The sequence below is a fragment of the Streptomyces sp. NPDC002623 genome (genome assembly GCF_053592635.1).
In genome coordinates this window covers 14,531-27,473 of sequence record NZ_JBSFWB010000067.1, presented here as the reverse complement: position 1 = coordinate 27,473, position 12,943 = coordinate 14,531, and the positions used below count along the sequence as shown (strand labels likewise).

The 12,943-nt window shown below is 70.7% G+C and carries 10 protein-coding genes; 1 reads left to right on the top strand and 9 read right to left on the bottom strand.

The window, feature by feature from the left end; translation table 11 throughout:
* Positions 1–99: 99 nt before the first annotated feature.
* From ACWD4O_RS47020 to ACWD4O_RS47005, 4 genes are all read right to left on the bottom strand, one after another.
* A complete protein-coding gene (locus ACWD4O_RS47020; protein ID WP_451289256.1) occupies positions 100–609 on the bottom strand; it encodes a hypothetical protein in 510 nt (169 codons plus the stop codon).
* A gap of 87 nt (positions 610–696) precedes the next feature.
* Positions 697–1,128, bottom strand: a complete 432-nt coding sequence (locus ACWD4O_RS47015) for an OsmC family peroxiredoxin (protein WP_451289254.1) — start codon at positions 1,126–1,128, stop codon at positions 697–699.
* Positions 1,129–1,251: 123 nt separating this feature from the next.
* Positions 1,252–1,692, bottom strand: coding sequence for a tautomerase family protein (locus ACWD4O_RS47010; RefSeq protein WP_451289253.1), 441 nt, complete (start codon positions 1,690–1,692; stop codon positions 1,252–1,254).
* A gap of 54 nt (positions 1,693–1,746) precedes the next feature.
* Positions 1,747–3,420, bottom strand: a complete 1,674-nt coding sequence (locus ACWD4O_RS47005) for an FAD-dependent oxidoreductase (protein WP_451289252.1) — start codon at positions 3,418–3,420, stop codon at positions 1,747–1,749.
* A 216-nt stretch (positions 3,421–3,636) separates the two neighbouring features.
* Between ACWD4O_RS47005 and ykgO the strand changes: the two genes are divergently transcribed.
* On the top strand, positions 3,637–3,759 hold the full coding sequence (gene ykgO / locus ACWD4O_RS47000; protein ID WP_450949759.1) for a type B 50S ribosomal protein L36: 123 nt from the start codon (positions 3,637–3,639) through the stop codon (positions 3,757–3,759).
* Between the two features lie 117 nt (positions 3,760–3,876).
* Here the strand turns inward: ykgO and ACWD4O_RS46995 are convergent, their stop codons facing one another.
* From ACWD4O_RS46995 to nhaA, 5 genes are all read right to left on the bottom strand, one after another.
* Positions 3,877–4,002: a hypothetical protein gene (locus tag ACWD4O_RS46995; RefSeq protein ID WP_451289251.1), complete on the bottom strand. Its 126-nt coding sequence runs from the start codon at positions 4,000–4,002 to the stop codon at positions 3,877–3,879.
* 23 nt (positions 4,003–4,025) lie between these two features.
* Positions 4,026–4,745 (bottom strand): alpha/beta hydrolase, encoded by a 720-nt coding sequence (locus tag ACWD4O_RS46990; RefSeq protein WP_451289250.1) that lies wholly within the window; start codon positions 4,743–4,745, stop codon positions 4,026–4,028.
* Positions 4,746–4,895: 150 nt separating this feature from the next.
* A complete protein-coding gene (locus ACWD4O_RS46985; protein ID WP_451289249.1) occupies positions 4,896–7,775 on the bottom strand; it encodes a LuxR C-terminal-related transcriptional regulator in 2,880 nt (959 codons plus the stop codon).
* 156 nt (positions 7,776–7,931) lie between these two features.
* Positions 7,932–10,757, bottom strand: coding sequence for a LuxR C-terminal-related transcriptional regulator (locus tag ACWD4O_RS46980; RefSeq protein WP_451289248.1), 2,826 nt, complete (start codon positions 10,755–10,757; stop codon positions 7,932–7,934).
* A gap of 171 nt (positions 10,758–10,928) precedes the next feature.
* On the bottom strand, positions 10,929–12,860 hold the full coding sequence (nhaA, locus tag ACWD4O_RS46975; protein WP_451289247.1) for a Na+/H+ antiporter NhaA: 1,932 nt from the start codon (positions 12,858–12,860) through the stop codon (positions 10,929–10,931).
* Between the last annotated feature and the right edge of the window lie 83 nt (positions 12,861–12,943).

The following is a 12,943-nucleotide window of genomic DNA, read 5'->3' as shown; positions in this document are numbered from 1 at the left end:
GGCGAGGCCGGGATCCCGGCCTCGCAGCCACACCGTGAGCTGACGTGTCGGGTTCATCGCAATCCGTCTCGGTGAGGTGGGCGGCACAGCCGTCGGCAGTCAGCCGTCGCCGGCCGTGACGCGCCGCAGCAGGGCCAGGACCTCGGCGTCGAGGCCACGGGCGACAGCCAGGGACTCTTCGTCCTGATAGACGGAAATGGCGCTGCCCACGGAGTCGTAGAGGAGACGTGTGCCGCCGTCTGCGGCCTGCTGAACAAGGATCGCCACAGGACAGGACGCCCCCGCGTCCGGCAGGAACCGGACCAGGTCCCGGGAGGCGGCCGGCATGTCGACCAGCAGCCTGAGCAGGCGGGCCGTCTCCGCCCCTCGGACCAGGGCACGATCGACGTCGAGCTCTCCGACTCCGATGAGACCGACGGGTACCGGCCTACCGTTGACCTGCCGACCGGACGGCACCCAGCCGGCCGAGGACGGCAGAACCTGCAGCTCTCCGCCCGCCCCGGCACCGCCGATGGCGTCGCGGATGTCCTCGATCACGGCGGTGAACGGGCGCCGGGTGCTGAGGACATGCCGCTCCAGGGGGATCCGGAGCACGTATTCGATCACCAAGATTTCGGGCGCCTTTCCAGACAGTGCCGCTGCCTGACCGGGCCACGGCACGATGACGCCGGGGAGTGACGAGAGAGCCGAAGGCCCTCACGCATCAGCGAGAGTCGCCTGCAGCGTCATTTCGGGGACGCCCGCCAGCGCACGGCTGACCGGGCAGTTCGCCTTCGCCGAATCGGCGAACTCACGGAACTCGGCCGCCCCGACCCCGGGGACCCTGCCCCTTGTCACGAGTTCGACCTTCGTGATCGTCGGAACGCCGTCGACCGGCCGCAGCGTCACCGAAGCGTCCGTCTCGATCGACTCGGCGGGAAAGCCCGCGCTCGCCAGCGCGCTGGCCAGCGCCATCGAGAAGCACGTGGCGTGAGCGGCACCGATGAGCTGCTCCGGGTTGGATCCGGGGCCGCCCTCGAAGCGGGACTTGTACGTCACGCCCCCGGCGATGCTGTCGCCCGCGGTGAAGTTCCCGGACCCGCTGGGGATGTCGCCGTTCCAGATTGCGTGTGCTTTCGATACCGGCATGTGCCCTCCAGTTGTCGATGGTTGGTCGGGTCGGCGAAGCCGCCGATGCACGTCTCGTTTCTGCCGGTCGGCGCTTCGCGACATCGCATAGAGAGGTGAGCGGGAAGGATCGCGGTCGAACGGCTAATCCTTCCCGGCCGCGGCCATCTCGGCGAGCTGAGCGCGGGCGGCTGCCACCAGGTCGGCGTTCGTGTTCGCATGCCCGGCCAGCCCCCAGCCCCCCTCAGGGGCCTCCGTGAGAAGGACCCACGTCCGTTCTGCGGCCGAAGGGTCACCCGATGCGGCGGCGACGAGTTCCGTCAGTCGGCTCACCACCGCGAGCTGCTTGTCGCGGTCCAAGGCACCCGCGTTGGTCAGTACCTGGACTCGGATGTACGTGCTGTCGCCGTCGACGTTCGACAAGTGGTCCGTCGGCATCTCGTGCACGAAAGCGGCGGTGTTCTTGCGGAACATCGGAATGTCCGGCACCTGCTCGATCTGCATCAGCGCAGCCGCCAGCTCCTGGGCGAGCTTTTTCACGTCCTGGAATGTTCCGGCCGCGGCATAAACATCGATCATGGGCATCTGTCGGCTCCTTTTACCTCTTCAGTGAATGAATTCAGTGAATGAATTTGATGGTCACGACATGTCTTTTCCGTCGACTCGGCGCCGCTCGAAGACGAGCCGTACCGCTGCGGAACCCTCACCGACCGCAGTGGCGACCCGCTTGACACTCCCGCTTCGCACATCGCCGACGCAGAACACGCCAGGAACACTCGTCTCGAAAGGGAACGGCGCTCGATGACCGGTCGCGAGACCGCCGAGGTCGTGCCCGGTGAGCAGGAAGCGCTCGGAGTCCGTCGCCAGCTGGTTGTCGAGCCAGTCGGTGCACGGCGTGGCCCCGACGAACACGAAGACCGCGGCCGCTTCCAGCGCGGAGCGCCGACCGGTGGTCCGGTCCACCACCTCGAGCCCGGTGACCGAGGAACCCGCCGTGATGGCGACCACTTCGGTTCGCACCCGCACCTGGATCTTCGGATGGGAGGTGATCGCGTCGATCAGATATCGGGACATCGAACGGTCGAGGTCGTGTCCTCGTACCAGGAGGTGGACGGGGTCGGAGGTCCGGGCCAGGAACATCGCCGCCTGTCCTGCCGAGTTCGCGCCGCCGATCACGGCCACGGGCCTGCCGAGCGCATACCTGGCCTCAGCGACCGTTGCGGAGTAGTGGACGCCGTTGCCTTCCCAGTTCTCGATCCCGGGGACGGCCAGGCGCCGATAGTCGACTCCGGTGGCGATGACGACGTCGCGCGCCCTGAACGCCCGTCCGTCCTCGCAGGTGACGGTGTGTATGCCGTCCTGACTGGCGAAGGCTGCCGCCCGGGCGTTCCGGCGGAGCCGGACCCCGAACTTCGCCGCCTGGATCGTCCCCCGCGTAGCCAGCTCGGCCCCCGACAGACCGGCCGGGAACCCGAGGTAGTTCTCGATTCTGGACGATGTGCCGGCCTGGCCGCCGAAGGCCGCCGCATCGATGAGGGTGGTCTGAAGCCCCTCCGAAGCGCCGTACATGGCCGCCGCCAGACCGCCGGGGCCACCGCCGACGACGAGCAGATCACCGACATCCTGGTCGTCGTCACCTATCGCGGTGGGCAGCTGTCCGAACTCCGCGGCGATGTCGGCCGGCTGCGGATTGCGCAGCAGGGGGCGGCCGGGGACGAGGACGATGGGAAGGTCGGTCACAGGGATCCGGAGCTCCCGCAGAAGCGCCTCGGCCTCTGGCTGCTCCTCGAGATCCATCCAGTGCAGGGCCGTCCGGCTGAGCGAGAACGACTGCAGCAGCGCCCGGCAGCGTTCGTCATACCGGGAACCGATGAGTGTGAGTCCCGCGCCCCTTCGCATCAGGTTCGACCGGCGCTCCAGAAACGTCCGCAGAATGTATTCACTGAGGTCGGCGTCCTGCGCGACGAGCAGGTGAATCCGGCGCACTGGAACCCGCAGCAGCCGACCCGGGGTCCGCATGACACCGGCGAAGCGGGAGCGCTCTCCCGTCAGCATGCCTATCTCGCCCAGGAACTCCGCGGGCCCGTAGGACGCGACCAGTCGCTCGTCCGCCTCACCGAGCCGGTCGACGATGTCCGCGGACCCCTCAAGGACGACGAAGAAGTCGTAGGACGCGTCGCCCGCCGAGAACAGGATCTCGCCGGGGTGCACCGGATTCTCTGATCCGAGCGCTGCCAGCTTCTTGAGCTGATCGCCGGAGAGCGGCGCCACTGGGGCCCATGCCGAGTGCTCGCCTCGTCCAAGGGCGTCCATCTGGTGCCTTCTCTCGCTGGTGGGCAAGCACGGGTGAGCCCGTCCTTCGGGGCGATCCATGCTTCGCTGGGGCCGTCTGCCTGTCCCTCACCCAAAGAGGTGACGCCCGAGCCTCGGACACCCAGGCGAAGATCCGGTACCCGGCGGAATAGCGCATCCCCTGCTCTTGTTGACGTGACCACAATCAGTCTGCGACCCAGGAAGGGCAGGGGCCATATGAAGGTCCGTAACTCGCTGCGCGCGCTCAAGGCCAAGCCGGGCGCCCAGGTCGTCCGCCGCCGCGGACGCACCTTCGTGATCAACAAGCGCGACCCGCGCATGAAGGCCCGCCAGGGCTGACCCACACCTGAACACCTGAACACCTGAACAGGGCCTCTTGGCAGCTCGGGCGCGAAGCCGACCGAGATCCAGGCGGCCCTGTCACTGTGCGCGCCCTGTCCGCGCCACGACAGCCGCTCACGCGCCCACTGCGGCGAGAGACAGCGCCCAAAGGCGCTCGGCGGCGTCCGGGTCGAGCGCGAAGGGGGCTGCGCCGCCGGAGGAGGTTCCCACGTCCTCGGGCTTGGGCTTCCGTTCCCTCACCCGAATACGTGAAGGCTGCTGCGTCAGGCGTTGGGGCGGGGCTGCGAGCGGAGTTGTTCGGCGATCCAGGACGACGCGAACCTCGTCCATGTGGCCGCGTCACCGGTGCCCTCGGCGAGTCCGAGGCTGTGCGGGCCGTGGGCGTACACGTGCACGGTGTGCGGGACGTCGTGTGCGGCCAGGGCCGTGGCGAGGCGGTAGGTGTGCTCGGGCGGGACGTAGACGTCCTCGGCGGTGTGCCAGAGGAAGAAGGGCGGCGACGCCGCGGTCACCAGCGCGTCGAGTGACGTCGCGCGGCGCAGTTCCGGCGAGGCGTCCTCGCCCAGAAGGATCACCCGAGAAGGCCGGTAGGTCTCGGTCTCCATCGATGTGATCGCGTAGCCGAGGACGGCGAACTGGACCGACTCGCGCGGGTCGTTGCCCGGCGCCAGGGCCGCCAGCCCCGCAAGATGCCCGCCGGCCGAGAAGCCGACCACTCCGATGCGGTCGGCCCCCTGCTCGCGTCGACGCCGGATCTCAGCACGCAATGCCAGAAGGGGCGCGGGATGCCGCACGTTCAGCGGATACCGGAAGACGCCGGCGGACAACCCCAGGCCGGAGAGCCAGGCGGCGATCGGTTCCGCTTCGTGCGCCGAGTGCGCCGCGTAACCGCCACCGGGCAGCACGATCAGGTGGGTCGTCGCGGGCTGAACCCCGACGGCACTGCCGCGTGTCGCCTGTGCTGTGTCGCGCCGATCGCCCACGGCCTACCTCCGGCTTCCGCCCGCGGACGCCGCAACCGGCTCCTCCTCCGCGAGATCGCACCAAGGTCATCACCACCCGGAGCTCCTCGCCATCACGCGAACAGGTGAGGCGAGGCGCGGAGCGCCCGCTCGGCAGGATCCGGCTGCGCCTCACGCTCCCACGATCTGGTCGTGGTACTGGCTGCTCAGCTGGGCCCGGGAGCGCACATCGAGCTTGGCGAAGATGGACCGGGCGTGGGTGCCGACGGTGTTCGTGGACACCCTCAGCTCGGCGGCGACCTGCTTGTTGGAGTACCCCGTGCCGATGAGGCGCGCCACCGTGCGCTCGGCTTCGGTGAGCGCCACCCACCCGATGGCCGGGCCGGGCTCGGTGACCGCCCAGCCGGCGCGTCGGACGCCCGTCTTGCGCAGCGCCTGCTGGACGCGCAGCATCGGGCCGACCGCGCCGGCCTGCCGATACGCCTCCCAGGCCCGGTCCAGCTGCGCGATCCCGTCAGCACGCTGCTGCTCGCCGAGGAGGTGTCTGCCCAGGTCCTCGCGCGCCCCGGCCAGGAGCAGCGGACGGGGTCCGTCGGCCAGGACGTCGACGGCGTGGCGGAGCCGGCCACCGTCCTGCCGGACCAGGCCCTGGATGTGCGCCGCGATGCCTTCGAAGCTGGCCACGCCGGGATTCCTGGCCGCGCCGGTCTCGGCCAGCATGCGCACGTCTTCGAGGAACGCCGCGTCGTCGTCGGCGACTCCGATCCCGGCCAGGATCGGCAGCCAGCCCGGCTTCCAGGGCCAGGCGTCGCGTTCGGCGTGGGCCGAGCGCACCAGAGGCGACACCAACCGGATCGCGGCGGTCGGATCGCCCTCCGCGGCGGTCAGCCAGCCGCGGGTCAGCAGCAGCGGCGGGGCGTGCTCCTCGTCGGCGGGGGTCGGCCCGTTCCCGTCGAGGGCGAGCTCCGTGCGGGCGTCGTCCAACCGACCGCGGTGCAGGGCGACCATGCTCAGGATCGACGCCGCATCCAACTCGCACATGCGCGAGCCGAGTTCGCGAGCGAGGGTGAGCAGGGTCCGGGCGCCCGCCTCGGCCTCGTCCAGCCGGCCCAGGTCGTGGTCCTGCCAGATCTGCGCGTACAGCAGTGCCGGAAGGACCGAGGCCGGTTGCGGGTCGGACTCGCTCCAGGCCTGCTTCAGCAGTGCCTCGGCGTGGCGGTAGCGGTCCAGGTGTTGCAGCGCCATGATCTCCTGGGCGAAGAACACCGGCTGGGACTCGGCGCGCAGCTGACGGAAGTACGACAGGGAGCCGGCGTGGTCTGCACCGTTGCGGGCGATCTCGGCGAGGGCGTGCACCGCGGTGACCTGGGCTTCATGGTCGTCGAGCCGATGAGCCTCGGCCAGCGCCGCCTCGGCCTGCGGACGCATCGCCCCGGCCCCCCGCAGCCGACTTTCGACGAGTGCCTGGAGGGACGTCAGCCGGGCCCGCATCGCGGCGGTCAGGTCGGACCTGGCCAGGGTCGAGGCGCAGCGCGCGGCCGACGACTCCCAGCGGCCGGCCAGCCACAGAGCCCTGGCGAGTACGAGCTCGACGCGCCCCACCGACTCCCCGTCGTCCAGGTGCGCCAGGATCAGATCACCGACCGCCACCGCGTCGTCGCAGCGTTGGACCAGGCCCAGCACCCGGACGCAACTCTCGCCGAGGGCGGGGTACGCCGGATCGGTGGGCCGCAGCGCACGGAATGCCGTCAGGGCCAGTTCGCCGGCCGCTTGCGGTGTGGTCGCCGCGAGATCGACCGCCGACTGCATGACGATCGCCGCGCACTGTGTCTCGCCGGGCTCGATGCCTTCTCGGGCGTGGACGGCGACCAGCGAACTCTCGGCACCGAGGGCCGTCAACCGCGCCGCGCAGCGACGGTGCAGGGCGCGCCGGACGGACTCGGCCAGGTCCGCGTACACCGCCTCGCCCACCAGGCGGTGCCGGAACGCGATTCCGCCGGACTGCCAGCCCAGCAGGCCGGCGCCGATCGCCTCGTCCAGCACGGTGGAGGTCTCTATGCGGGAGAGGCCGATCAAGTCCCGCACGTCACGTGGCGTCGCCGGCTGACCGAGGACGGCGAGGACCTGGATCAGGTCGACGGTCCGTGGGCTGAGGTTCAGCAGCGTACGGTGCAACGCCTGGGCCACCTGTCGCGGGACCGGTGTCGCCTCCGACGCGGAGGGCGCGGGCGCCTTGCCGTCCCCGGCGTGCGGGTCGGCCAGTGAGTCGATGACCTGCACAGCCAGGAAGGGGTTGCCGTCCACGCGCGTCAGGAGTTCGGCGGCAGTGGCCGAGGGCGGCGCACCGAGCCGGTCACGGGCGATGTCCAGGATCGCCTCGGTCGGCAGCGGCTGCAGAGCCAGCCGTTCGATGGCGACCTGGCCGGCTCGGGAGCCGCTCAGGGCGCGCAGATCGTTGAGAGCGCCGTCCTGCGTGGTCCGTCCTGCCAGCACCCAGACGATGGGGAGCGACGCCAGCCGGAACGGCAGGGTCCGCAAGAGGAAACGGGTGAGCTGGTCCGCCCGATCGAGGTCGTCCAGCAGCAGGAGGAGCGGGCACGCACCGGTGGCGGCCTCCAACCGGTTGCCGACCGCTTCGAGGAGCAGCAACGGCTCGTCCGTCAGAGCGACCAGATCCGTCAACTCGGCGCCGCTGAGGAGCGGGTGAGGACCGTGCCGCAGCGACAGCAGGAGCGCAGCCCCGGGGGAGAGCTGCCCGATCGCGTCGGCGTTGGCCGTACCGGTCCGGAAGCGCAGCGCCCCCGCCTCGTGGGTGATGGCGCGCGCCAGCGTCGACTTGCCCACCCCCGGCTCGCCGGTGATCACCAGGATCTGCCCGTGTCTCCTGCGCGCCGTGGTGCGGAGCATGCGCAGAGCCGTCGCCATCTCCTCGGTGCGGCCGCGCAGGATGTCGCCGGCAGGCGCACGCAGTGCAGCGGGTTCCCTCCGGACGGATCGCCCGCTCGCACCGCCCCGCTCCACGTCCGCCAGACCGGTCACCGAGCTGCCCATGGTCTTGCCTCCTTGCGGCATCCGCGCTTCGCACGACCTGCGATCAAGGATCCGCCAGCGGCCGGCGCTGCCGAATCACTCGATCGAGCCATACGTCCCGCGCGGCACCGCCCTGCACGGCGTGGCTCTCGTCATGGGCCGAGGGAGGCGTCGGCGTCAGGTCGGGTCGGTCGCCCCGAGGTCGATCCGTTCGCCGCCCGCGTCGAGTGCTCCGAGGCGGGCCAGCTCGACCCGGGACTTGATCCCGAGTTTGGCGAAGACATGCCGTAGGTGGCTGTTCACCGTGTGCGGCGACAGGAACAACCGCTCGGCGACCTCGCGGTTGGTCAGTCCCTGGGCGACCAGTCCGGCCACCGATTCCTCGGCCGCCGTCATGGCCGCCCAGCCGCGGGTGGCCGGTTCACGGACGACGAGCCGCCGACGAATTCCGAGGTCGCGCAGGTGGCTGCGGACCCGCCGGGCGTCCCGGACCGCCCCGAGGTCCGTGTACCCGGCGAGGGCCTGTCCCAGAGCGGCCACCGCGGCCTCGTGATCGGAGGCGAGGAGGCAGATGCCGAGATCCTCGGTGGCCATGGCCCGCTCCAACGGTCGGCGACACCGCTCGAAGCCGTCCGCCCCTGCGCGCAGCTCGCGAGCGTCATGCGACAGCAGGCCCTCGACATACGCGCGAGTCGCCGCGATCGCCACCGAGCCGCTGTTGGCCGCCGCGCGCCGGCGCACGTTGGCCAGCGCGAGTCGGGCGAGCTGATCGTCCCCCGTCGCGGCGGCGATCCTGGCCAGGACCATCTCGTCGGTGACGTCCTGCGGGAAGCGCGGAAGCGCCGGTTTGTCCGCGAGGCCCGCCAGCCAGTCGCGTGCCGCCTTCATGTCGCCGTCGCCCACAGCGGTCAGCGCGAGCATCCAGGCTGCATGCTGCCTGATCACCGGCGCTCCGTGGGCGAGCATCACTTTGCCGATCTCGCCGGCCCGGCGCAGCTGTCTGCTGTCGGCCATGTGCATGGCCGCGCGCGCCATCGCGCACAGCCCTGCCCCGTCCAGCGCCGCCACGGCGCGAGTGCCGTCCTCGAGCTCGAATCGGCCTTCGAGTACGGCGGCGGCGTCGGAGATGCGGCCGAACCGCAGCCACAGTCGGGCCTGCCAGGTCTCGTAGAGCTCATAGATCCAGTCCTGGCGATCGCGCTGCGCCGAGGCGAGTCCCTCCTCCACGATCGCGAGCGCCTCGTCCTCCCGGTCGAGGTGGGAGAGGAGCTCGGCGCAGTACACCTGAACCATCCGGATCCGGGTGTTGTCACCGGCCGTCAGGCCTTCGCGAGCCGCCTTCGCGAACAACTCGTGAGCCTCGTCGAATCGTTCGTCGGCATAGGCGAGGCCGGCCTCGGCGACGCCGAGGACGAGCGACGCACGCGGATCCCCGGTCGCGGCAGCGGCTTCGCGCGCTTCGGGCATCGAGCGCAGCGCTTCCTCGACCCGTCCGCCGACCAGGAGGTTGTAGGCCAGGCACGCCAGGTGGGCAGCCCGTAGCGGCGGTGAGACGTCCGGAAGGCCGAGCGCCAGACGGCCGGCTTCGGCACGGGCATCGGGGGAGAGGGCGAACATGCCGGCGATGCTGAGGCGCACCTGCGCCTCCTGCTCGGCAGGCAGAGTGTCCCGCAATGCGGCGTCGGCGAACGCGATGGCCTCGCCGGAGTTCCCGCTCGTGTGAAGCGCCACGGCCGCGACGCTGACGATCTCGCCCCGCTGTGGGTGCTGGGGTGGGGAGAGGTCCAGTGCCTGGCAGGCGAAATCCGCGGCGGTCGCCGCGTCGGTGACGACGACCGCCCTGGCGGCCTGCAGCAGGGTCGTGATCGCCACTTCGTCCCCCGGCTCGGCGCTGGCGGCGAGCTGGTGCGCGACCTCCACCGGAAGCGCACCGCGTTCCAGCAGGACGGTCGCGGCTTGGCGATCCAGCGCGCAGCGTGCGCTGACCGGGACGCCGGCCCGGACCGCCTCGCGGGTGATGTCGTGCCAGAACGCCAGCTTGGCGTCGCGTTCGATGAACAGGTCCGCGGCCAGAAGCTCGCCCACCGGCGCGAGAAGGTCCGAGGTCGGACGATCGAGCATCTGTGCCAGGTCGGTGAAGGAGAAGCGCCGCCCCAGGGACGCGGCGACGACGACCGCTTCCCGGGCCGGTACGGACAGGTGCGCCAGGCGCTCGCGCATCTTGTGGGCGACCCGGCGTGGCAGCCGGGTGTCGCGGACGTCGGCCAGGCCGTCGACGGTCTCGATGCGCTCTTCCTCCTGAAGCCCCAGGAGGGTCTCGACGAGGAGAAACGGGTTTCCGGCCGCCTGCTCGGTGAGCGCGAGGACGTTCCGGCCCGGCTCCGCGCCGAGAATCTCCGCCGCGATCGCGGTCACGGCCTTGCCCCGCAGCGGGCCGAGACCGACCCTGTGCAGGTCTCGGCTCTCGAGGTAGTCCAGAGTTTTGGCGATCGGGGTCGGTCGAGGGGTCGGCCGCGCAGCGATGATCCAGGCGACGGGGACGTCGCGCAGCCGAAGGGGCAGCTCACGCAGGGCCGCCGCAGTGCCGGCGTCGACCCAGTGGGCATCGTCGACGCACACGGCGAGCGGCGTATCGAGGGCACTCTTCTCGAGGAGGGCTTCGATGTCCCGAAGGAGCCAGAACCGCTGGTTCGGTTGTGGCGGCGGCGGGAGATCCTGCCGGGGAAGAAGCGGTTCGCGCCCACCGAACAGCGCTGACAGCAGCGCGGACATCTCGACGGCGCTCTCGTTCGGCTCCGCCGTGACGCTGCCTGTCCGGACTCCGAAACGATCGGCGACGGCCCTGGCCTCCGCCAGCAGCCGAGTCTTGCCGATGCCGGCACCGCCGGTGACCACGATGGTGCTGCCGTGGCCGTCGGCGACTCGTCGGAGTTCGTTCTCGATGATTCCGAGCTCACCGGCGCGGCCGCGGAGTTCACAGGGCCACCAGCGTTCCCTGTTCATCGGCCGTCTCCTTTGACCCTTTGCCGACCAAAGCAAGACGCTGGAGTCGCATCCTCGGCACCGGGCCTCGACGTGCGGCAGCGCACTCACGATGGGTGCGCACAGTACCAAGCGGGTGGGGGCGATGACCACGGCCATGGTGCTCGTCAGGAGGTGGCCGCCGGCCGCCTGTCACCGTGGCGGGTCCGCCTCCACCAGGGCCGCCCGGTCTCGGGCGGCGCGCACGGCCTCGGACAGTGAGGCGACGTCGTAGGCGCCGTGGTGCCGTCGGCCGTTGACGAAGAAGGTCGGCGTGCCCGAAACGCCGCTCAGATCCGCCGACTCGACATCCTCTGCCACCCGGTGCGCTCCGGCGCGCGCCCTCAGGTCCCGGCGGAAGTCGTCGAGATCGAGGCCGATCTGCTCGGCGTAGCCCAGAAGGTCCTTCAGTCGCAGGTCTCCCTGGTGGTCGATCAGGATGTCGTGCATCTGCCAGTGGCGGCCTTGCAGGGCCGCCGCCTCGGCGGCCTCCGCGGCGAGCTGGGCGTTGGGATGGACGTCGGTGAGGGGCAGATGCCGCCAGACATAGCGCAGGTCGTCGCCGAAGTCGGCGAGCAGTTCGCGGACCACCGGTTCCGCCAGGCCGCAGTACGGGCACTCGTAGTCCCCGTACTCGACCAGCGTCACCGGTGCGCCGAGCGGACCGCGCACGTGGTCACGTGCCGCGTCGACGGGCTCGCTGAGATCGACGATGCCGTGGCCGGAGCCGAGCAGGGCGCGGTTGCGCGCCGGCGTGGGCAGCAGGGCGATGATCCGGGTCACCGACCAGGTGATCAGGAAGGACGTCACCACGGCCGCCAGAATGCCGATCTTCGCCTGCTCCAGCTGTGACCCGTGGAAGGCGAGCGTGGCGATCAGCAGGGAGACCGTGAAACCGACCCCGGCGAGGCTTCCGCCCGCCGCGACGGCGCCCCAGCCGACCGTCGGGCGCAGCTGCCCCTTGCTGACGCGGGCGGCGATCCAGGTGGCGCCCAGGATGCCCGCCGGCTTGCCCAGGACGTAGCCGAACACGATGCCGAGCGTGATGGGCGAGGTGACGGCGTCCGACAGACGGGCGGCGCTGATGGTGAGTCCGGCGTTGGCCAGCGCGAACAGCGGCACGATGACATAGCTGGTCCAGGGGTGGATCATCCGCTGGAGCCGCTCGTTGGGGGAGAGCGCGGCGGTCAGGCCGCGGCGCAGGGTGCGTTCCAGCTCGGGCGTCGGCTGCTCCCGGAATCCGAGGAACAGCCGGCTGACACGTTCCAGGGCGTGCCGGTGCGCGGGATGGGCGTACGTGAGCAGACCCATGACCAGGCCGCTGACCACGGGGTCGACGCCCGAGCGGAGCAGCGCGCCCCACAAGGCGATGCCGAGCACCGCGTAGACGCCCGGGATGCGTACTCCGGCGGAGCGCAGCACGAGGAGTGCGGCGAAGATGCCGAGCGCCGTGAGCAGGGCGGGCAGGTAGATCGCGCCGCTGTAGACGAAGGCGATGACGGCCAGCGCCACCAGGTCGTCGGTGACCGCCACAGTGAGCAGGAAGACCCGCAGGCTACCCGGCAGCCGTGAGCCGAAGACGGCGAGCATGCCGAGGGCGAAAGCCGTGTCGGTGGACATCGCGGCGCCCCAGCCCTGAATCGAGTCCTGGCCCGCGTTGACGCCGAGATAGATCGCCACGGGAACGAGCATGCCGCTGACCCCGGCGACCGCCGACAGCGCGAGGCGGCGGCGTTCGCGCAGCTCACCCATGTCGAACTCGCGCCGGGCCTCCAGACCGACGATGAAGAAGAACAGCGTCATCAGCCCGCTGTTGACCCACTCGCGCAGATCCAGGGACACCCCGACCGAACCGATGCGGAACGCCATCTCCGTCCGCCACCAGGATTCGTACGAACCGGGGGAGACGTTGGCCCAGACGAGGGCGGCGAGCACCGCGCCCAGCAGGACCGCGGCGCTGCCGGTCTCGGTCTGCAGGAACGCACGCAACGGACTGCGCGCCGCCTGTCCGCACGCGGTCTGTTCCGTCATGGACTCGTTCTCGGAGGGCTGGGTCATCCTCGACGACTCTTCCTGCACCCGCATCGCTCGTTCTCCTGGAGGTCATCGTGCCTCATGGTGCGAGGCTGCTCGCAGACGGCTCAGAACACGCGCTGAGGAAGGAGACC